This window comes from Helicobacter pylori (assembly GCF_015904775.1).
GTDB classification, from domain to species: Bacteria; Campylobacterota; Campylobacteria; order Campylobacterales; family Helicobacteraceae; genus Helicobacter; species Helicobacter pylori_DM.
Genome location: NZ_JADZNC010000014.1, coordinates 1 through 22,044, shown reverse-complemented (window position 1 = coordinate 22,044; position 22,044 = coordinate 1). Strand labels below are relative to the sequence as shown.

Below are 22,044 nucleotides of genomic sequence, written 5' to 3'. Positions count from 1 at the left end.
AATCCCTTACTCTTTGTTTTTGATCGCTTTAGAAAGGAGCACATGCGCGGCAATGCCAATAGCGGTTGCGCTGAGTAAAGTCGTGCCGACTTTATCGGCTACTTTATCAGCCCCTAAGCCGTCAAAGGCGGTTTTAATGGAGCGATTCGCCAAAGGCTCTTCAAAAGGACTCATCGTATCCCAAAAATTAGGTTCAGAACACCCTATGCACCCATGCCCTGCACCTATGGGCCAAGAAGTGTGTGAATTGAAGCGGAGTTTGGAGCAATTGTTAAAAGTGTAAGGCCCTTTACAGCCCATTTTATACAAACAAAAACCCCTTTTAGCGTTTTCATCGCCAAAATGCTCCACAAATTCGCCCGCATCAAAATGCCCTCTCCTTTCGCACAAATCATGAATCCTGTTCCCATAAGCCCAAGAGGGGCGGTTATACGCATCCAATTTAGGGAGAGCCCCAAACATCAAGTAATAAAGCACATTGCCCACGATATTTTTTTCACTAGGCGGGCAACCGGGAACATTGATCACAGGTTTATCAATGATTTTATGCAAGGGTTGTGCGTTAGAGGGGTTAGGGTAAGCCGCTTGCACGCCCCCAAAACTTGAGCATGTGCCTATGGCAAAAATAGCCGCTGCGTATTGAGCGGCTTTCTTGCACTCTTTGGCCCCCGTTTCAGCGTTTGGGCCTTGAGTGAGAAAGTATTCTGTGCCTTGGGGGATACCGCCTTCTACCATTAAAATGTAATTGTTTTTATGCTTTTCTATGGCGTCATGCAAGCTTTTTTCAGCTTGAAAACCGCTCGCTACCATGATGGTTTCATGGTATTCTAGGTTGATGTAATCAAAGATAATGCTATCAATGGTGGGGTCTGCACTCCTTAACAAACTTTCGCTACAACCGGTGCATTCTGCCATGTGCAACCAAATCACGGGCAATCTGTTAGCCACTTCTACCGCTTTCAAAGTCAAGGGAGTAAAACTAGCCGGCAAGGCTAACGCTGTGCTCATCATGCCCGCCCACTTCAATAAATCACGCCTAGAAATGCCCGCCCCCTTAAACTCGTCTTGCAAGTTTTTATGCTCGTTATGAGCGTTAAACGAACGAATTGTATCAAGGCGTTCTTCAATCTTTTGATAAGTCTTTTTTTCATCGTAGAACATCGCCATTCCTTAAATAGAAATTTTCATTATCTTAACATAATAAAAATAATACAATCGCAATTTGATCGCTTTTTAAAAATTTTGAGATATAATCGCAACCGCATTCATAATTATCAAAAAAAGGAACAAAATGAAAAAAGTACTCATCATTAATGGGGCTAAAGCGTTTTTGCACTCTGGGGGGAAACTCAATGAAACCTTGAGCGATCATGCAAAAAAGACTCTAGAATCTTTGGGGCTAGAAGTGGATACTACAATCGTGGATAAGGGCTATAATCATAGTCAAGAAGTGGAGAAAATCTTTAGCGCTGATGCGACGATTTGGCAAATGCCTGGCTGGTGGATGGGAGAGCCTTGGATTGTGAAAAAATACATTGATGAAGTCTTTAGTGCAGGGTATGGGAAGTTTTGGGTTAACGATGGCAGAAGCTCGAAAAACCCCACTAAAAACTACGGGAAAGGGGGCTTGATGCAAGGCAAAAAATACATGTTGAGCTTGACTTGGAACGCTCCCATTGAAGCCTTTAGTGATCCTAATGAATTTTTTGAAGGGGTGGGCGTGGATGGTGTGTATTTGCATTTGCATAAAGCGTTCCAATTTTTAGGGCTTTCAGCGTTGCCCACTTTTATGTGCTACGATGTACATAAAAACCCCCAAGTAGAGCAGTATCTTAATTCTCTCACCACGCATTTGCACCAGGCTTTTGGCAAGTGATAATAAGGGTTTTTTAACCCCCCATTTCTTTCATTTCTTTGGGGGGGCTTGTTTATTACACAATAAAATCTCTAGGATTGAGATCACAGCCTAAGATAAGATCCCTAAGGTTATTGCCCACCGTTTGATAACTCGCATTGCTGACAAAGTAGAATCCGTATTTTTCAAAAGGCACAACAAGAGTGCCATCTCTATCCCTTAATTGCGCTTTTGCTTTATCCCAACAAATGTATCTTTGAGCTTCATCCGTGTAGCTTTCAAAGGCCTCTCTGGCGTTTTCTAACAAGTAGTCTATGACAGCGTTAGCCAATTCCTTAGCGTTTCTTACTATTTGCCTTCGCTGATTGGGGAGTCTGACGCTTTGAAGATTATGGTTAGTTAAGTTATCATCAAGGGTTTTATTAATCTCTCTTGTGCGGTATTCTTTAGGCAAATCTTTAAACAATCCCACTTGACAGAATTGATCCGCTAAATATTCGCTCCTAGCCCTCACTTCCTCTATCCCCCAAGAATCGGTGTTATTGATGAAATAGTCGTTTAAATGCAAGGAGCTGTATTCTTCCATAAGTGCAATTTTTGCCTCGTAGGGTTTGTTGCCAAGCTTTTGATTTTGCCCTGATAGGGTCAGATTCCCAAAATTATTGAGGTAGTCTTGCTCAAAAGTGAAATAGTCCCCTACCATGTCGCGCCATTCTTGTGTGGGGGTTTTGGGGTAGAAATGCTCCACTTCTAAATTCTCTTCTTTGGGCGGTTCGGCGTTACTTAATTTTTCTATCTCAAGCAGGATGAATTTGCACGCTTGATTTGCTGAATAAGCGTTACGAACAGCAAACGCCGCTTTAATTCTATCATCATTAGGGAATACCATTTGACCAACGCTCTTACCCAGATACCGCTTGAATGCATCGGCTGAAACATTTTCCCCTAGCTGTCTGTATAAAGAATAAAGAACTCTGGTAAGCGTAGGGGTAGAATCTCCGCACACGCTCCTGCGCACGAAGTAGCTGATAAGGATTTGCAAAATTTCGTAGAAGTTTTCATAATCCAATTTGCCTTCTTCAAAGTCTCTGGCGCAACGCAAAATAAAAGGCTTTGCCACGCCAAATTTGATTTTCACAAGATCCTTAATATGCAAGCGTAAATTCGCTAACTGTTACGGGTCTCCACGATGTAAAAAATAATGATCTCTGTCTAAAAAGATTTGATAGATTCTGCCATATTCACGCATATCGCTCATAAGACCTTGTATATTATTAGGGAAATTTTCTCTGTGGTGGTCTTTTAGCGCGTAATACACTTCGCGCTCTCCCTCTTTAAGTCTATCCTCAAAATAGATTCTTAAATAGGTTTTGATGAAATCATTCAAATCCCTTTCACCAAGCCAATCTTCTAAAGGAACCCAATAAGTATTATAAAGACGATTCTGGTTGTCAGAATTTTCCCCCATCATCAGGTAGTTGCGGATGAGATCCAGCCCTTTTAATTGCACGCCTGTAGCGTTGATGCTTTCAAACACCACTTGCGGATCGTCTTCGCCTAGCTCTAAGCCTATGGCTACGATTTTAAGCCGCAAAAACGCCCCATAAATCTCTTCTATGCGATACCCTTTGCTGATATAATTGTCAAGCTCTTTGGTGAAAAATTTATAATTATTCCTAATGTGTGATACGCCTTGTAGTTCATGCGATCGATTTTGCATGACTAGATCAAAGGCTTCTTTGTCGCTTTTAATGGGCTTGAGACGCAGCCTTTGTCCCGAAAGATTGAGTAGATTATCAATCTCTTTTTTTATCCCTTCATTTGGTATCTTGGTCTCTATGGCTTTAAGCAAAAGCATGATGGTAGTAACCCTTTGCTGCCCGTCAATGATGACAAATTCTTGGAGTTGTCTCAAGCTCTTTTCATCATCAATCAAATGCAAAATATAAGTGATAGAACCCATGAAATGCGTTTTCTTGTTTTGAGAAATACTGATAATATCTTGCAGTAATTTTTCACAATTTTCTTCTTCCCAAGTGTAGTTCCTCTGGTATACAGGGATAGAAAATATCGTGCCTGTTAAGGCAAAAAAGTCGTTAATGGTGCTTTCTTTCACTCTCATCGCTTTTCCTTTTAAATAAAATTAAAATCACACCGAGTATTAAATCAAAAAAAAAAAAAAGGAGCTTAAATTTTTGAAAAAACCGCAATTTGTGGCTGAATTTATTCAAAAAGATAAAAGAGCTTTGTGCAAAGCAAGCGCTAATCTCTTAAAAATGCGATCTTTAGGGGGGTTAAGTTAATGGGAGCGAGAATGATTTCAAAATACCCCTACTAGGGTATCTCATAAGAATGATACGGCATGAACAAGCGCCCGTAATTAGGATTCACGCGCAATAAATGCTCTTTGAAATTCCCGTAATTACGACAGCTTGACTCAAAACCATTATCGCACGCATACGAGAATAAATCCAAAGCCCTTTGGTCATCTTGAGGCACGCCTAAGCCCTTTTGATACAGCACGCCTAAATTGTTACAGCTCCCCAAAATCCCCCCATCGCATGCCATTTGAAAATACTTCGCCGCGTAGTGGTTATTCAAAGGAGCCCCTAAATCCCCATTCGCATAAATCCAGCCTAAATTCGCGCACCCCATCATATCCCCAGCGTTACACGCCAAATAATTCAAATCCACTTGACTGAGCTTGGCTTTATCAATGCCATAAATATTATTCACGTTAGACATCAAACCCAAATTGTAGCACCCCATATCATTCCCGTTTTCGCATGAAAATTTATAATAACCCATCGCTTTGTAATAATCTTTTGGGACCCCACTCCCGTTAGCAAACATCCAGCCCAAATTATTGCATGCGATCATATCCCCCCCTTGACAAGCCACCGCATACAATTGCAAAGCGTTTTCTTTATCGTTCGTATCCGCATTTTTCTTGTTTTCATACATTTGAGCCAAGTTCGCGCAAGCGGTCGCATCGCCCCCACTGCAACCCATTTCATAATAGCGAGCGGCTTTTAGTCTGTTTGTTTGGATCCCTACCCCATTAGCATACATCGCCCCCACTGCAAAACACCCGGCCGCATTGCCATTATCGCACGATTGGGAAAAAAGCTTAAAAGCCCCTTGATAATCGCCCTTTTTAGCCAATTCAATACCGGCAGAAAGCTCGGTTTGAGCGTTTTCAGGCGATCCTAATTTGTCTAACAGATTAGAATTATCGTTTTTAGGGGTGATTTGGGTGTTAGGGTTTGGCGCGCCCTTAGCGTTAGCGGGGTTTAATTCAGGGGGCGTGTTTTTTGGGGCTTGATTGTTTTCTTCAGCGCCACTAAGCTGTAAGACTAAAAAAACAAGCAATAACAAACTTTTTTTGAGCATTCTTTTAATCCTTAATGCAGGTTTTGATTCAACTCAATTTTTTTCACGCTCCTAAAAGCGATCAGCTTACCATTTTGGCTATTGGAACGAAAATGCACGCCATTTTTTCCGGAAAGCTCCTTGCCTTTGTAAAGATTGTTGGCATGTTTTTCTAAATTATTATTCACTTCTAAAAGCTTTTTAAACTCATTTTCTTCAATTTCTATCACGCTCCCGGCTAGTATGGCAACGCCTGCATCCACAATACAGCCATCGCCTAAACTAATGCCGGTAACGCTATTAGCCCCTAGCAAACAATTTTTCCCGATGCTAATGGGGTTGTTATTCCCTCCGCTTAAAACGCCTAAAACGCTCGCTCCCCCACCAATATCAGTGCCTGCTCCAACCACCACCGATGAAGAAATACGCCCCTCATTCATGCACACTCCCATAGCCCCTGCGTTAAAATTCACGTAACTAGCCCCGGGCATTTGAGTATAACCTCCGGTCCCTAAATACGCCCCAAAGCGCGTTTTTGAGCTATCCAATAAGCGGATATTATCAAACTCAGGGATTAATTGCATCAAATAGCGCGGGAATTTATCTATAAAATCAATGTTAGGAAAATGGCCTCGCATTTTTAAAGCCACTTCGTTCGTTCTAAGCCATTCTAATTCATAGGGCTTGTTGCCGCTCCAAGCCGCATTAGAAAGCTGGTTAAAAATACCCTCTAAATTCAAACTCCTCAAAGGGGCTTTCCCTAAAGAAAGCGCTAAAAGTTTCATATACGCGCTCTCCACGCTCTCGCAAGGTTTGTCTTCATACAAGATCACCAAGCGATAAAGAGACTCCCCATCGCTATTTTTCAAACGATTTTCTTCCAAAGCTCTTAAAAGCTCTAAAACCACTTGGATGTTTTTATGAGCCATTTTATTGGAATAGGCTTCATTCAAAAAGGGCGTATAAAACTCTAGTGCTTTTAACACAAAACTTTCATCAATCTCAACGACGCGCTCGCTCGCACTCTCTTTTAGGATTTTTTCTTTAGAAAGCGAGTTGCAAAACACCGCATAAGAGCCTAGATTTTCCTCTTTCCAATTCAAAACAGGGTAAGTGGCGCATAAAATCTTTTTGGAAATGGGGGCAATATCCACTCTGGCAATGCCAAAGCCTAAAGGCTCTCTATAATGATCAGATTGCTGGTAGTTGCTCACAAAATTTTTAAACTTATTGATCATGCCTAATCCTTTAAACTTTTTTCTCTTTCTTTAGCTAAATTTTCCACTTCTATCACAAAAGTTTCAAACAAATCCTTTTCAGCCAATTTGTGAATGACCTTACCCTCTTTAATGATCAAACCGCTGCGATTCCCAAAAGCGATCGCCATGTCTGCATGCTTGGCTTCACCTAAAGCGTTCACCACGCAACCCATCACGCTAATGTCTAAAGGGGTTTTGATGTGGCTTAAGCGTTTTTCCACCTTGCTCGCCATATCCACTAAATTGGCTTCAATGCGCCCGCAAGTGGGGCAAGAAATCCAATTGATCCCCTCTTTCAACCGCCCGCTATGGCGTAAAATCGCTCGAGCCACTTTGATTTCATTTTCTAACTCCCCTGTAATGGATACGCGCATCGTATCCCCAATGCCTTCCATTAAAAGCCCCCCTAAAGCCATGGCGGATTTGATACTGGAGCTAAAAAGATTCCCCGCTTCAGTAACCCCCAAATGGAAAGGGTAGATCACAAGAGGCCGTAGCGTCCTGTAAGCTTCTATGGTGCGCATCACATCGCTCGCTTTTAAAGAAATCTTAAAATCAGTAAAATCCAAATCTTCTAAAAGTTTGGCGTTATACAAAGCGCTTTCTACCATGCCTTTTGGGGTCGGCCCGTATTTTTGATCAAACTGCTTTTCTAAACTCCCGGCATTCACGCCAATTCTTATAGGAATGTTTTTTTCTTTACAAGCATCAACCACCGCTTTGATTTTGTCTTTAGAGCCGATGTTTCCGGGATTGATCCTTATCGCATCCACGCTTTGAGCGGCAATGAGAGCGAATTTATAATGGAAATGAATATCAGCGATTAAAGGCAAAGGGGACACTTTTTTCAATTCTTTTAAGGCTAGGGCATCCTTTTCATTACTCACCGCCACCCTCACTAAATCAGCCCCGGCGAGTTTGAGTCTGTCAATTTGATTTTTAGTGCTTTCAATATCAGCGGTTTTACTAAAGGTCATGCTTTGCGTGCTTATGGGAGCATCACCCCCTATGGCCACGCCACCGATAAAAATTTGCTTGGTCTTAACTCTATTTTCCAGCATCAAACCTCTTCATCAGTTAAATTCTTATGCACTATTATACTCTTTTATGCTCTCTCTTTTATGTTCTCTTTCGCTCTTTTTTAGCGCTTTCAATGATAAACGCTTAAATTTTAGATAAGATTAACCATTCCATTTTAAGATTAAAGTAGCCCTATGACTTTTGAGCCTTATCCTTTTGAACGATTAAGAGCCTTGTTTAAAGAGATCACCCCTAAAAAAAAGGGGCTAGATTTAGGTATCGGCGAGCCGCGATTTGAAACGCCTAAATTCATTCAAGACGCTCTTAAAAGCCACACCCATTCGCTCAATCTCTACCCTAAAAGCGCGTTTGAAGAGAGTTTGAGAGCGGCTCAAAAGGGTTTTTTTAAACGCCGTTTTAAGATAGAATTGAAAGAAAACGAATTAGTCTCCACGCTAGGATCTAGGGAAGTGTTATTCAATTTCCCTAGTTTTGTTTTATTTGATTACCAAAACCCCACTATCGCCTACCCTAACCCTTTTTATCAAATCTATGAAGGGGCGGCCAAATTTATCAAAGCCAAAAGCCTTTTAATGCCTTTAGTTAAAGAAAACGATTTCACTCCAAGCTTGAATGAAAAAGAGTTGCAAGAAGTGGATTTAGTGATTTTAAATTCCCCTAACAACCCCACCGGAAGAACCCTTTCTTTAGAAGAACTGATCGCTTGGATTAAACTCGCTTTAAAACATGATTTTATTTTAATTAATGATGAATGTTATAGTGAAATTTATGAAAACACGCCTCCTCCTTCGCTTTTAGAAGCTTGCATGCTCGCTAATAATAAAGATTTTAAAAATGTTTTGGTTATCCATTCGCTCTCCAAACGATCTAGCGCTCCAGGGCTAAGGAGTGGTTTTATCGCTGGGGATAGCAGCATTTTAGAAAAATACAAAGCGTTTCGCACCTATTTAGGCTATACGAGCGCTAATGCGATCCAAAAGGCTAGTGAAACGGCTTGGCTAGATGATGAACATGCAGAATTTTTCCGCAATATTTATGCGAATAATTTGAAACTGGCGCGAAAAATCTTTAAAAACACGCTCATTTATCCTTTTAGTTTTTATGTGTATCTGCCCGTTAAAAATGGCGAAAATTTTGCCAAAATGCTTTATCAAAACGAAGGCATTACTACCTTACCGGCCTTGTATTTAGGGCGTAATCATATCGGTGTTGACTATGTGCGTTTAGCCCTTGTCTATGACACCCCCCTTTTAGAAAAGCCTTTAGAAATCATAGAGACTTATCGAGAAAATCATGCTTGAAACCCCAAAAGTTTTACTCAAAAACCTGCAAGATTGCAAGATCCATTTTATCGGTATAGGGGGGATTGGCATTTCAGGCCTAGCCAAATACCTTAAAGCGCAAGGGGCTAAGATCAGCGGCTCTGATATTGCCATAAGCCCTAGCGTTAAGTATTTGAAAGCTTTAGGCGTAGAAATTAATATCCCGCATGATCCAAAAGCGATCAATAATCAAGATGTCATTATTCATTCAGCCATTATCAAAGAAGACAATACCGAAATACAAAGGGCTAAGGAATTAGAAATCCCTATTTTGTCTCGTAAAGACGCTTTGTATTCTATCCTTAAAGACAAGCGCGTTTTTAGCGTGTGCGGGGCTCATGGAAAAAGCAGTATCACGGCCATGTTGAGCGCGATTTGCCCATCGTTTGGAGCGATTATTGGGGCGCATTCTAAAGAGTTTGATTCCAATGTGCGAGAGAGCGCGAATGATAGCTTGGTTTTTGAAGCCGATGAGAGCGATTCAAGTTTTTTATTTTCTAACCCTTATGCTGCGGTTGTGCCTAACACCGAGCCAGAACATTTGGAGCATTATGATCACGATTTAGAACGCTTTTTCTTCGCTTATAAATATTTTTTAGACCATGCTCAAAAAAGAGTGATCTATAAAGAAGATCCTTTTTTAAAAAACTATTCTAAAGACGCCATTGTTTTAGAAAAAAAAGACATTTATAATATCCAATACATTTTAAAAGACGGCGAGCCTTACACTTCGTTTGAATTGAAAAATTTGGGGGCTTTTTTGGTGTGGGGGTTAGGCGAACATAACGCCACGAATGCGAGTTTAGCGATTTTAAGCGCTTTAGATGAATTGGATTTAGAAGAAATTAGAAATAATTTATTGAATTTCAAAGGCATTAAAAAACGCTTTGATATTTTGCAAAAAAACGATCTCATTCTCATTGATGATTACGCCCACCACCCCACTGAAATCAATGCCACTTTAAAAAGCGCTAGGATTTATGCTAACTTATTGAACACGCAAGAAAAAATTATTGTGATCTGGCAAGCACACAAATACTCTCGCTTAATGGATAATTTAGAAGAGTTTAAAAAATGTTTTTTAGAGCATTGCGACAGATTGATCATCTTACCCGTTTATAGCGCGAGTGAAGTCAAAAGAGACATTGATTTGAAAGCCCATTTTAAGCATTATAACCCCACCTTTATAGACAGAGTGCGTAAAAAAGGGGATTTTTTAGAGCTGTTAGTCAATGATAATGTGGTAGAAACGATTGAAAAAGGCTTTGTGATAGGCTTTGGAGCGGGGGATATTACCTATCAATTGAGAGGCGAAATGTAATGGGCGCAGCGGTTGTTTTATTTTTAACGCTGGTTTTATTGTTTTTAGTTTTAAGGGATTTTGGTTTAGCAAGCCCTAAACAAAAACTTGTAGCTTTTTTAATCGTAGGGGTTATAGGAGCGAGCATCAGCGTTTATACTTACAAGCAAAACCAACAAAACCAACAAGAAATCGCTTTGCAAAGAGCGTTTTTAAGGGGGGAAACCTTGTTGTGTAAAGGCATTAAAGTGAATAACCAAACCTTTAATTTAGTGAGCGGGACTTTGAGCTTTTTAGGCAAAAAACAAACCCCTATGAAAGACGTTCTTGTGGATTTGGATTCTTGTCAGACGCTTCAAAAAGATCCCTTAATCCAACCCTAATGATGAATAATAATAATACCCCACCCAAACCCCTAGAAGAAAGCCTGGATTTAAAAGAGTTTATCGCTCTTTTTAAAACCTTTTTCGCAAAAGAAAGAGACACTATCGCTTTAGAAAACGATCTCAAACAGGTTTTCACTTATTTAACTGAAGTGGATTCGATCGGTTTGATCGCCCCCAAAAGCGTGAAAGAAAGCGATCTTATTCTTATCAAACTCACCAAATTAGGGACGCTCCATTTAGATGAAATCTATGAGATTGTCAAACGATTGCGCTACATTGTCGTTTTACAAAACGCTTTTAAAACTTTCACGCATTTAAAATTTCATGAACGCCTTAACGCCATTATTTTACCCCCCTTTTTTAATGATTTGATCCTTTTATTGGATGATGAAGGGCAAATCAAACAAGGGGCGAACGCTACCCTAGACGCTTTGAATGAAAGTTTAAACCGCCTTAAAAAAGAGAGTGCTAAAATCATTCACCATTACGCCCACTCTAAAGAGCTTGCCCCTTATTTAGTGGATACGCAAAGCCACCTTAAGCATGGTTATGAATGCCTTTTATTGAAAAGCGGGTTTTCTGGCGCGATTAAAGGCGTTGTGCTAGAAAGGAGCGCTAATGGCTATTTCTATCTTTTGCCTGAAAGCGCGCAAAAAATCGCCCAAAAAATCGCGCAAATTGGTAATGAAATAGATTGCTGTATTGTTGAAATGTGTCAAACTCTAAGCCGTAGCTTGCAAAAACACCTTTTATTTTTAAAATTCCTTTTTAAAGAATTTGATTTCTTAGACAGCTTGCAAGCCAGACTTAATTTCGCTAAAGCTTATAATTTAGAATTTGTCATGCCAAGCTTTTCTCAAAAAAAAATGATTTTAGAAAACTTTTCACACCCCATTCTAAAAGAGCCAAAGCCCTTAAATTTGAAGTTTGAAAAATCCATGCTCGCTGTTACCGGCGTGAATGCGGGCGGGAAAACCATGCTCTTAAAATCGCTTTTAAGTGCAGCTTTTTTGAGTAAGCATCTCATTCCTATGAAAATCAACGCCCATCATTCCATTATTCCCTATTTTAAAGAAATCCACGCCATTATCAACGACCCCCAAAACAGCGCGAACAATATCTCTACTTTTGCAGGCAGAATGAAGCAATTTAGCGCTCTTTTATCCAAAGAAAACATGCTTTTAGGCGTTGATGAAATTGAGCTAGGGACTGACGCTGATGAAGCGAGTAGCTTGTATAAAACCCTGTTAGAAAAATTGCTCAAGCAAAACAACCAAATCGTTATCACCACGCACCACAAACGCTTGAGCGTGTTAATGGCAGAAAACAAGGAAGTGGAATTACTAGCCGCTCTTTATGACGAGGAAAAAGAACGGCCCACTTACACTTTTTTAAAAGGGGTTATTGGCAAAAGCTATGCGTTTGAAACCGCTTTGCGCTATGGCGTGCCGCATTTTTTGATTGAAAAAGCGAAAGCCTTCTATGGCGAAGATAAGGAAAAATTGAACGTTTTGATTGAAAATTCCAGCGCGCTAGAAAGGGAATTAAAGCAAAAAAATGAAAGCTTAGAGAACGCTTTAAAAGAGCAAGAATATTTAAAAAACGCATGGCTTTTAGAAATGGAAAAACAAAAAGAAATCTTTCACCATAAAAAATTGGAATTGGAAAAATCCTACCAACAAGCCCTAAATATCTTAAAAAGCGAAGTCGCTTCAAAAGATACCAGCTCCATGCATAAAGAAATCCATAAAGCGAGCGAGATTTTAAACAAACATAAAACAGACCAAGAGATCCCACAAACAATAACAAGCTTTCAAATTAACGAAAAAGCGCGCTATAAAAATGAAAGCGTGCTGGTTATACAAATTTTAGACAAGGGCTATTATTTGGTAGAAACCGAGCTTGGCATGCGTTTGAAAGCGCATGGGAGTTGGTTGAAACAAATCCAAAAACCCCCTAAAAACAAATTCAAACCCCCTAAAACCATCATTCCTAAACCTAAAGAAGCGAGCTTGCACCTTGATTTAAGGGGGCAACGCAGCGAAGAGGCCCTGGATTTACTAGACGCTTTTTTAAACGACGCGCTTTTAGGGGGCTTTGAAGAAGTACTGATTTGCCATGGCAAGGGGAGCGGGATTTTAGAAAAGTTCGTGAAAGAATTTTTAAAAAACCACCCCAAAGTGGTGAGTTTTAGCGACGCTCCCATTAATTTAGGCGGCAGTGGGGTTAAAATCGTTAAATTGTAGTTTTTGGCACTTTTTTATGGGGAATACAAAAATCCGCTTTAAACTACCCTATTTTACACCAACGCCCAATGAGGACAAAGCCTTTTAAAAGAGCGTTGAAAAAGGGCTTTTATCGCTTAATTGAGCCAAAACCCTTAAATCTTTAGCCTTGATAGGCTTTTATGGCTTTTTCTAAAACTTTAATCGCGCTCTCTCTGTTTTCAAACCCCTTGACTTTCACCCATTTATTAGGCTCTAAATCCTTGTAAGTTTCAAAAAAATGCTTGATTTTATCTAAAGTGTGTTTGGATAAATCATTAATATCTTTGACATAGGAATGCGTGGGATCGATCTTATCTATGGGTAGAGCGAGTAATTTTTCATCCACTCCGCTTTCATCTTCCATGTTCAAAACCCCAACTAAGCGCGCTTTCACTACGCTTCCGGCTTGAAAAGCCACATCGCTTAAAACCAGCACATCTACAGGGTCGCCATCAGATCCTAAAGTGTTAGGCACAAAGCCATAATTTGCGGGGTAATTTTGCGCCCCATAAAGCACCCTATCCACCATTAAAGCCCCGCTTTCTTTATCCAATTCATACTTGATATTAGAATGCTTGGATATTTCAATCACCACGCACAAAGCGTTAGCGTCATGGCTCACTTCTAATTGGTCTAAATTCATTGCAATCTCCTTTGAATAAAAAGAATTATTCTAACATAAAGCCCGCTCTTTTTAAACCTCTTTAGGGGTTTTTAAAGGAGCGTATTGCTTGCTGTATTTGTGAAAGGCTTTTAAGCACTTTCTGGCGTTAAATTTATGATAAAAAAGATTATCAAAATAAGATTTTTTAGGAGGCTTTAATGAAATGTCAGGCTTTTTTGCATTTTGAATGGTGCTATTGAAAGCATGTTTGTTTAAAGAAACAGGGCAAGGCAAATAGGTAAAATTAGCCACATCATGGTAAGTGGGGTTGTTCATAAACATATCCACCGGCTCTATGATTTTAAAACGCTCCGTGGCTTCTATAAAGGTTTTAGCGCCCTTAGGCGTGAGGTAGTAGCCTGCCGTAGTGGCCACATACACGCTAGTGAGGTAAAAATGTTCTAAAAAAAAGGCTTCTTCTTCGCTATCAGCACGAGATTCCCAAAAAGTCTCTTTGATGTTTACCTCTTTTGCCAATAAGGATTCGTATTTTCCTGTGAGTTCATCGTATTTTCCTGTGAGTTCATCGTATTTTCCTGTGAGTTCATCGTATTTTCCTGTGAGTTCATCGTATTTTCCTGTGAGTTCATCGTATTTTGATACGAGATTTTTATACACTTCTGTCCGAGCTAAAATATTTCCAATAAAGCGGTTGAGTTTTCTTTTAATTTTTCTAAAAACCACTGGATTAAAAGAGATTTTTTGGGGCGCTATTTTGCAAGAATCAGATAATTCTTCTTGTTGCGTTTCAATAATACAATCTTGTTGCGCATCTTGTGTGGGATTGGGGGGGGGGGGGTAACTTCATGATTTTCAATAGGCGTTTCTTCAATAGACGCTTCAGCCTCTGCATGATTTTCCATAGGCACTTCAACCTCTTCATTTTCAGCCTCTGTATAGATAGGGAGAGAGCACAAATTGGTTTTATGGCCTCCCCAATAATGCCCATAGAGCCTCACAAAATCAAAAGGGCTTTTCAAGCAATCTTCTAAGGCTTGTATGAAATGAGACTCTAGCGTTGCATCATCTTCTAAAATAACGATTGGTTGATCTAATTTGACGCATTCTTTCCATAAAAGATAATGGCTTAAATAGCACCCAAATTCTTGGGGCAATAATTCTTGATAACAATAATCAGAATGGAACCAATCGGATTTTAACAAACTTGAAGAATCATAAAGCTCTTGAACGAATTTTTCAAAATCTTCGTGTTTAGGGCTAATAGCGTCAAAGATTTGAAAAACGCAACGGCCTTTAAATTTTTCATTGGATTCTGAAACGAGTTTTTCAGTATCCAAACGCCTTTGACTTTCTTTTAAAGAAATGATATAAACTTGTGTCAAATGAACTCCTAAATAATATAGCATCGATTTTAGCATAAAGTTTTTTCATTCTTTTTAAATCTCTTTAGGGGTTTTTAAAGGAGCGTATTGTTTGCTGTATTGTTGAAAGGCTTTTAAACGCTTTTTAGCGTTAATGCTGTAATGGAAAAGATTCTTAAAAGTTGATTTTTTAGGCGGGAGTGGGTAAGATTTCAAGCTCTTTTTTTGGGGCTTTTGAATGGTGCTGTCTAAAGAATGCTCACTTAAAGAAACAGGGCAAGGCACATAAGTCAGATTCGCCACATCATGGTAAGCAGAATTATCCATAAACATATCCACCGGCTCTATGATTTTAAAACGCTCCGTGGCTTCTATAAAGGTTTTAGCGCCCTTAGGCGTGAGGTAGTAGGCGGCCGTAGAAGCCACATACACGCTGGTGAGGTAAAAATGCTCTAAAAAAAAGGTTTCTTTTTCATGCGTTGCGTAATAGCTTTTTTGTATTTTTTTGAGAATGTAATGAATGACTTTATGGGTAGAAAGATTTAAAAATCTAGAAACATCAAAAAATTTTTTAAATTTTTCTAAAATAGGGTTATTTTTAAAAGGATAATCAAAGGGAGGAAATACAAATTCTTTGGGCAAAACATGGAATTTGGTATCGTGGTAATACCAATAGCACCCATAGAGTCTCACAAAATCAAAAGGGCTTTTCAAGCAATCTTCTAAAGCTTGCATGAAATGAGACTCTAGCATTGCATCATCTTCTAAAATAACGACCGGTTGGTTTAATTTGACGCATTCTTTCCACAAAAGATAATGGCTCAAATAGCACCCTAATTCAGGTAAAGTCAAACCAGCGCCAACATAAGAATGATACCAATCAGATTGCAATAAACTTTGAGCATTATAAAGCTCTTGAAGTAGTTTTTCAAAATCTTCGTGTTTAGGGCTAATAGCGTCAAAGATCTGGAAAACGCAACGGCCTTTAAATTTTTCATTGGATTCTAAAACGAGTTTTTCAGTATCCAAACGCCTTTGACTTTCTTTTAAAGAAATGATATAGACAGAAATCACAGCTCGTTCTCTTTAGGGTGCATTTTAATTCCCAAAAGATAAAATATACTCTTGCATTTCATGCACGATTTCTTCAATGCTTCTTTCACCATTGATCGCTTTATACACCTTCTTATTCTTGTAAAAATTTTGGATCTCACCCAACGGATCCAAAAACACCCGCATGCGGTTATGAAACACCACCTCATTATCATCAGCCCCCCTGGAGCGCCCTAAAACCCTTTCTTTAGCGGTGTTTTCACTCACTTCTACTTCAATCACGCTTTTTAAAACCACTTCGTTTTGAGCGTTCAATTCCTTATCCAAAGCCTGCATTTGTTCCACGCTCCTAGGATAGCCATCAATCAAAATGATCCTTTTACTAGAACTTTTAATCGCTGCAAGGATCGTTTCTACCACAATCTCTAAAGGCACTAATTCGCCTTGAGAAGTGAATTTCTCAATCAATAAGCCTCGCTCGGTCTTTTTAGCGCTCTCAGCCCTGAGTAAATCCCCGGTAGAAAAATGAGCGATTGTTTCGCTGTTATTCTTAGCGATAAGCTCTGCATCAGTGGTTTTACCACTCCCTGGGGCTCCAATAATCAAAAATAGTTGTTTCATGTCATATCCTTTTAAATTATTTTCTCAAGCGAATGTGTAATTCTCTTAGTTGCTCTTCATTAATGGGGCTAGGAGCGTCAGTCAATAAGCATGAAGCTTTTTGCGTTTTAGGGAAAGCGATCACATCTCTAATGCTATGAGATTTTGTCATTAGCATGATCAAGCGATCAAAGCCTATCGCAAAGCCCCCATGAGGAGGAGCGCCAAACTTTAGCGCCTCTAGTAAAAAGCCAAATTTCTTTTGCACTTCCTCTTCGTGGATATTGATTTTTTCAAAGACTTTTTTTTGCATTTCTTCTTTATGAATCCTAATGCTCCCCCCACCAAGCTCCACGCCATTAAGCACCACATCATACGCATGCGCTTCAATCTCTTCTATATCTTCGCATTCTATATTTTTAGGCATCGTAAAGGGGTGGTGTGCAGCATGATAGCCGTTTTCGGTTTTTTCAAACATGGGGAAATTGACCACCCATAAGAAATTCAAAGCGTCTTTATCAATCAAATCAAGCGTTTCAGCCACCTTCAAGCGCAAGCGCCCCATGTAATCTAGCACGATTTTTTTATCCCCAGCTCCAAAAAAGACAATATCCCCAGTTTTTGCACCAGTTTTTTCTAAAATATTCTTAAGCCCCTTTTCGCTTAAAAATTTAACTAAAGGCCCTTTAATCCCATCTTCTTTAATTTGCAAATACGCCAAGCCTTGAGCCCCAAATTGGCGCACAAATTCTTCTAATTCTTTTAAAACGCTACGGCTAAAAATGACATCAGCCCCCTTAACGTTCAAAGCTTTAATGCGTTTGTTTTTAGGATCTTGCGCGATATTAGAAAAAATAGCGTTTGAGCTGTCCCTAAAACAATCCCCCACTTCTATTAATGGCAATTCAAAGCGTAAATCCGGCTTATCGCTCCCGTAATTTTCCATCGCTTCCTTATAAGGCATGCGTTTAAAAGGTGTAGAAATAGTATGCCCAATCGCTTTAAAAATCTCTTGCAACAAATCTTCCACCACGCCCATCACATCATTTTCACTACAAAAACTCATTTCCGCATCAATCTGCGTGAATTCTGGCTGCCTGTCCGCCCTCAAATCTTCATCTCTAAAGCAACGAGCGATTTGAAAATACCTATCCATTCCCCCCACCATTAAAAGCTGTTTGAACAATTGCGGGCTTTGAGGGAGCGCGAAAAACTCGCCCTCATGCACCCTGCTTGGCACTAAATAATCCCTAGCCCCCTCAGGCGTGGTTTTAGACAAAATGGGGGTTTCAATCTCTAAAAAGCCCTTTTGGGCTAAAGCGTTACGAGCGATTAGAGCCACTTCGCTGCGCAATTTAAAGATTTCATAAGCATTCAAAGAGCGTAAATCCAAATAGCGGTATTTCAAGCGCAAATCTTCATTCACATGTTTGTTGCCAATTTCAATCGGTGGGGTAGCGCTTTTATTTTCAATGACTAACTCTTCTAAAACAATTTCAATTTTACCGGTCTTTAGTTTAGGGTTTTCTAAACCGGGCCCTCTTAAACGCACTTTTCCTTTAGCCACTAGCACAAATTCACTCCTAACTTCTAAAGCCTTTTCATAAGCCTTAGAGCTAGGATCACAAACTAGTTGCACTAAACCGCTTTTATCCCTTAAATCAATAAAAACCACGCCTCCATGGTCTCTATAAGTGTTACACCACCCGGCCACTTTGATGGTTTTACCCACATCTTTTTCACTAATTTCTGCACAGAAATGACTTCGCATGTTTTATCCCTTTAAATTAAAACAAAAATTAAATTTATGAAAGCGTTTTTTTAAGCATTTCATGGATTTCAAGAATGTTAGATTTTACCACAAAACCATCCGCTTCTAAAGATTGGGCTAATTGGCGGTTAGAATCGCTGCTCATGGACGAATTGATAATCACAGGAAGATGCTCAGTCCTGCTATCAGCTTTAATGGTTTTTAGCACTTCAAACCCTGAAATAACAGGCATTTCTAAATCCGTAATGACCACGCCGACTTGTTGGTAATGTTCTTTTTCATACAAATAATCCAACAATTCTCTCCCGTTTGGAAAGGCTAAATAACGCAATTCTAAGGTTTGAACGATTTTTTCTAGGGTTTTAAGAGCGCTTAGAGAGTCTTCAGCGATTAAAATGAGTTTTTGGCTTTGAATGGCTTCTATGCAACGCAAAGTCAAATCGTCTAAATCTTTCAAGCTAGGGAAAACATCGCTAATCATCTTTTCCACATCTAAGATTTGCACCACTCGTTCTTCATCAAAACGAGTGATAGCACTAAGCTTACCCTCTTCATTAATGCCTTGTTTGTCCCCGGCGCTAATCTCAGTCCAATTTTTATGAATGATCCTTTCAATTTTTAAAACCTTTAGAGCGATGGAATGGTTAGAAAAATGGCACACGATCACTAAATTATGGTCATCTTTAACGCTGCATTCTTTTAGATCACGGCTCGGATCATTAGCGTTATAATGCAACCACCTTTTCACATCCACTAAAGGAATGGATTCGCCCCTAACGCTAAGAAACCCAAGCATCACGCCATCGCTCCCTCCAAGAATCTCTGTAATCTCCCCGTCATAATGGATAATTTCTCGGATCTTAAAAATATTCATGCCATAAAGTTGGGCGTCTTTTTCTGCATCTAATCTAAAGCACAGAAATTGCGCTTCGTTGTTCAAGTGCAACGAAGTCATTTTGTCAATGTCTCTTACCACCTAATTTCCCCTAAAGCCCTATCAAAGATTAAATGTTATAATACTACCCTAATTTAGTTTAAAAGGTTTTTAATGATAAAAAGCCAAAAAGAATATTTAGAAAGAATTGAATATTTAAACACCCTATCGCACCATTATTACAACCTTGATGATCCTATCGTGAGCGACGCCGTCTATGACGAACTTTATCAAGAATTAAAAGCTTATGAAGAAAAAAACCCTAATAGCATTCAAGCTAACTCCCCTACCCAAAAAGTGGGGGCTACTGCCACCAATGAGTTCAGTAAAAACCCCCATTTGATGCGGATGTGGAGCTTAGATGATGTGTTCAATCAAAGTGAATTGCAAGCGTGGTTGCAACGCATTTTAAAAGTTTATCCTAGCGCTTCGTTCGTGTGCTCGCCCAAACTTGATGGGGTTTCGCTCAATCTTTTGTATCAACATGGCAAGCTAGTGAGTGCAACCACTAGGGGTAATGGCTTAGAAGGAGAGCTTGTTACTAACAACGCTAAACACACCGCTAATATCCCCCATTTTATCGCTTATGATGGAGAAATAGAAATCAGGGGTGAAGTGATCATTTCTAAAAAGGATTTTGACGCTTTAAATAAAGAACGCCTAGACGCTAATGAACCCCTATTCGCTAACCCTAGAAATGCCGCATCAGGGAGTTTGAGGCAGCTTGATAGTGAAATCACTAAAAAGCGTAAATTGCAATTCATTCCTTGGGGCGTGGGCAAGCATTCTTTAAATTTTTTAAGCTTTAAGGAGTGTTTGGATTTTATCGTCTCGTTAGGTTTTAGCACCATTCAATACTTAAGCCTAAACAAAAACCACCAAGAAATAGAAGAAAATTACCACACCCTAATTAGAGAAAGGGAGGGCTTTTTTGCCCTTTTAGACGGCATGGTGATCGTTGTGGATGAATTGGATATTCAAAAGGAGCTAGGTTACACGCAAAAATCCCCTAAATTCGCCTGCGCTTATAAATTCCCGGCTCTAGAAAAACACACCAAAATTGTAGGAGTCATTAACCAAGTGGGGCGCAGCGGAGCGATAACCCCGGTCGCTCTTTTAGAGCCTGTGGAAATCGCTGGGGCTATGATTAATAGAGCGACCTTGCACAATTATTCTGAAATTGAAAAAAAGAATATCATGCTCAATGATAGGGTCGTTGTCATTAGAAGCGGCGATGTGATCCCTAAAATCATCAAACCTTTAGAATCTTATAGAGACGGCTCGCAACATAAAATTGAACGCCCCAAAGTTTGCCCTATATGTTCGCATGAGCTTTTATGCGAAGAGGTTTTTACTTATTGTCAAAACCTTAATTGCCCAGCAAGGTTGAAAGAAAGCTTGATTCATTTCGCTTCTAAGGATGCTTTAAACATTCAAGGCTTGGGCGATAAAGTCATAGAGCAACTTTTTGAAGAAAAACTCATTGTTAACGCCCTGGATTTGTATGCTTTAAAATTAGAAGATTTAATGCGGCTAGACAAATTCAAAATTAAAAAAGCTCAAAATCTATTAGACGCTATTCAAAAAAGCAAAAACCCTCCCTTATGGCGTTTGATTAACGCTTTAGGGATTGAGCATATCGGCAAGGGAGCGAGTAAAACGCTGGCCAAATACGGCTTAAATGCGTTAGAAAAAAGCGAAGCCGAATTTTTAGAAATGGAAGGCTTTGGGGTGGAAATGGCGCGCTCTTTAGTCAATTTTTATGCGAGCAATCAGGAATTTATCCGATCGTTATTTGATTTGTTAAACCCTAAAAACAGCGATATGGCTGAAGAAAAGCAAGAAAGCTCTTCTGTTTTCAATCATAAAACGATTGTTTTAACCGGCACGCTTTCTAAACCACGGCAAGAATACGCTCAAATGTTGGAAAATTTAGGGGCAAAAATTTCTTCAAGCGTGAGCGCTAAAACCGATTTTTTAATCGTTGGAGAAAACGCCGGCTCAAAACTCGCTCTGGCAAAAAAACATGGCGTGAGCGTTTTGAATGAAGAAGAATTGTTAAAGCGCCTTAAAGAATTTGATTGAATTCTAAAGAAAAATTCCAATTTTCATTCTTAATGAATTTACTCACAAGATCCTATTTTATAGTAGAATGCGAAAAATAAAGATACTTTAAGGAGCAATAATGGAACACCATAAAGTGCACACAACCATTCAGGCTTTACAAGCCAAACGCAAAAGGTTGCTAACCGAATTAGCCGAGTTAGAAGCAGAAATCAAAGTGAGCAACGAACGAAAAAGCAGTTTTAACATTTCACTCTCGCCCAGTTTGTTAGCTGAAATAGAAGAGATAGAATACGAAGAAAAAACAAGTAAAGAGCGAAGAATCAATTATAGCGTTTTACTCTCGCCTAGTTTTATGGCTAAAGTGGATGAATACATGAAAGAGAAAGGTTTTTCTAACCGCTCGCTCCTCTTTGAAAAAGCGTTGGAATTTTATATGTTAAAGCACCCATAAAACCAATAACGGACAAAAAACGAAAGGGTATTTAGGGTTTTGAGAATGGAAAATCAAAAGCTCCGTTGCTTTGGTTTTTTAAGGTTATTGATCTTTTTATTCAAAGCCTTGGCTTTGTCTATTTTTGAGAGTTTGGAATGCTTTTTAAAATCTCACTCGCTTAGAGCGTGTCTGTCAGTAACGCTTTTGGCTCGTTTTAACAAATATTAGTTAATTTTTTAGTAATACTGCACTCAATAAAACCATCATTTGAATATAATAACTCTAAATAGGATTTTAAATCATTTCTAATAAGGGGATTTTATGATTTCTAACATCAGCATACACCCAAAAACCATGTTTAAAAACGCTTTAAATATACAAGATTTTTCATTTAAAAA

General features: G+C 39.3%; 18 protein-coding genes and 2 pseudogenes. 8 read left to right on the top strand and 12 right to left on the bottom strand.

Annotation, left to right across the window (positions count from 1 at the left end; genetic code table 11):
• Positions 1–6: 6 nt before the first annotated feature.
• Positions 7–1,161 (bottom strand): hydrogenase 1 small subunit, encoded by a 1,155-nt coding sequence (locus I6852_RS06680; RefSeq protein ID WP_197291939.1) that lies wholly within the window; start codon positions 1,159–1,161, stop codon positions 7–9.
• A gap of 130 nt (positions 1,162–1,291) precedes the next feature.
• Here I6852_RS06680 and mdaB point away from each other — a divergent pair, with 130 nt between their 5' ends.
• Entirely contained in the window at positions 1,292–1,876 is a 585-nt protein-coding gene (gene mdaB / locus I6852_RS06675) for an NADPH:quinone oxidoreductase MdaB (protein WP_079336094.1), read from the top strand.
• A 55-nt stretch (positions 1,877–1,931) separates the two neighbouring features.
• Here mdaB and I6852_RS06670 read toward each other — a convergent pair.
• The 4 genes and pseudogenes from I6852_RS06670 to ispG form a co-directional block, all read right to left on the bottom strand.
• Positions 1,932–3,977 (bottom strand): annotated as a pseudogene (locus tag I6852_RS06670) (DUF262 domain-containing protein).
• A gap of 212 nt (positions 3,978–4,189) precedes the next feature.
• On the bottom strand, positions 4,190–5,248 hold the full coding sequence (locus I6852_RS06665) for a tetratricopeptide repeat protein (protein WP_197291938.1): 1,059 nt from the start codon (positions 5,246–5,248) through the stop codon (positions 4,190–4,192).
• A gap of 11 nt (positions 5,249–5,259) precedes the next feature.
• A complete protein-coding gene (locus I6852_RS06660; protein ID WP_197291937.1) occupies positions 5,260–6,465 on the bottom strand; it encodes a 2,3,4,5-tetrahydropyridine-2,6-carboxylate N-succinyltransferase in 1,206 nt (401 codons plus the stop codon).
• A gap of 2 nt (positions 6,466–6,467) precedes the next feature.
• The gene (gene ispG, locus I6852_RS06655) at positions 6,468–7,547 is read right to left on the bottom strand and encodes a flavodoxin-dependent (E)-4-hydroxy-3-methylbut-2-enyl-diphosphate synthase (RefSeq protein ID WP_197291936.1); all 1,080 of its coding nucleotides are present in this window, start codon (positions 7,545–7,547) and stop codon (positions 6,468–6,470) included.
• A 153-nt stretch (positions 7,548–7,700) separates the two neighbouring features.
• Between ispG and I6852_RS06650 the strand changes: the two genes are divergently transcribed.
• From I6852_RS06650 to I6852_RS06635, 4 genes are read left to right on the top strand one after another with little or no spacing between them, the layout of a single operon-like run.
• Positions 7,701–8,828, top strand: a complete 1,128-nt coding sequence (locus tag I6852_RS06650; protein WP_197291935.1) for a succinyldiaminopimelate transaminase — start codon at positions 7,701–7,703, stop codon at positions 8,826–8,828.
• Positions 8,821–10,170 carry a UDP-N-acetylmuramate--L-alanine ligase gene (murC, locus tag I6852_RS06645; protein ID WP_197291934.1) on the top strand — a complete coding sequence of 450 codons (1,350 nt, stop codon included), beginning with the start codon at positions 8,821–8,823 and terminating at the stop codon, positions 10,168–10,170. The genes I6852_RS06650 and murC overlap by 8 nt, the downstream gene beginning before the upstream one ends.
• Entirely contained in the window at positions 10,170–10,532 is a 363-nt protein-coding gene (locus I6852_RS06640) for a hypothetical protein (protein WP_108507078.1), read from the top strand. The genes murC and I6852_RS06640 overlap by 1 nt, the downstream gene beginning before the upstream one ends.
• Positions 10,532–12,781: an endonuclease MutS2 gene (locus I6852_RS06635; protein ID WP_414735721.1), complete on the top strand. Its 2,250-nt coding sequence runs from the start codon at positions 10,532–10,534 to the stop codon at positions 12,779–12,781. Before I6852_RS06640 ends, I6852_RS06635 begins: the two co-directional genes overlap by 1 nt.
• A 142-nt stretch (positions 12,782–12,923) precedes the next feature.
• On the opposite strand, the gene ppa is transcribed toward I6852_RS06635, so the two are convergent.
• Genes ppa through I6852_RS06600 form a run of 7 tightly spaced genes read right to left on the bottom strand, consistent with a single transcriptional unit; the run spans position 12,924 to position 19,188 of the window.
• Positions 12,924–13,445, bottom strand: coding sequence for an inorganic diphosphatase (ppa, locus tag I6852_RS06630; RefSeq protein ID WP_165508193.1), 522 nt, complete (start codon positions 13,443–13,445; stop codon positions 12,924–12,926).
• 51 nt (positions 13,446–13,496) lie between these two features.
• Positions 13,497–14,150, bottom strand: a complete 654-nt coding sequence (locus I6852_RS08045; protein ID WP_331459004.1) for a glycosyltransferase family 25 protein — start codon at positions 14,148–14,150, stop codon at positions 13,497–13,499.
• Between the two features lie 26 nt (positions 14,151–14,176).
• Positions 14,177–14,809: a glycosyltransferase family 25 protein gene (locus tag I6852_RS06620; RefSeq protein WP_197292069.1), complete on the bottom strand. Its 633-nt coding sequence runs from the start codon at positions 14,807–14,809 to the stop codon at positions 14,177–14,179.
• Positions 14,810–14,863: 54 nt separating this feature from the next.
• Complete coding sequence (locus tag I6852_RS06615; protein WP_197292068.1) at positions 14,864–15,862, bottom strand: glycosyltransferase family 25 protein; 999 nt, start codon at positions 15,860–15,862, stop codon at positions 14,864–14,866.
• A gap of 24 nt (positions 15,863–15,886) precedes the next feature.
• Entirely contained in the window at positions 15,887–16,462 is a 576-nt protein-coding gene (locus I6852_RS06610; protein ID WP_079354935.1) for an adenylate kinase, read from the bottom strand.
• A 16-nt stretch (positions 16,463–16,478) separates the two neighbouring features.
• Positions 16,479–18,212 (bottom strand): aspartate--tRNA ligase, encoded by a 1,734-nt coding sequence (gene aspS / locus I6852_RS06605; RefSeq protein ID WP_197292067.1) that lies wholly within the window; start codon positions 18,210–18,212, stop codon positions 16,479–16,481.
• Positions 18,213–18,246: 34 nt separating this feature from the next.
• Positions 18,247–19,188: a chemotaxis protein CheW gene (locus I6852_RS06600; RefSeq protein ID WP_197292066.1), complete on the bottom strand. Its 942-nt coding sequence runs from the start codon at positions 19,186–19,188 to the stop codon at positions 18,247–18,249.
• A gap of 72 nt (positions 19,189–19,260) precedes the next feature.
• Here I6852_RS06600 and ligA point away from each other — a divergent pair, with 72 nt between their 5' ends.
• From ligA to I6852_RS08310, 3 genes and pseudogenes are all read left to right on the top strand, one after another.
• Entirely contained in the window at positions 19,261–21,231 is a 1,971-nt protein-coding gene (gene ligA / locus I6852_RS06595) for an NAD-dependent DNA ligase LigA (protein WP_197292065.1), read from the top strand.
• Between the two features lie 100 nt (positions 21,232–21,331).
• Complete coding sequence (locus I6852_RS06590) at positions 21,332–21,664, top strand: ribbon-helix-helix domain-containing protein (protein ID WP_197292064.1); 333 nt, start codon at positions 21,332–21,334, stop codon at positions 21,662–21,664.
• Positions 21,665–21,967: 303 nt separating this feature from the next.
• Positions 21,968–22,044 (top strand): annotated as a pseudogene (locus I6852_RS08310) (ATP-binding cassette domain-containing protein); the annotation flags it as partial.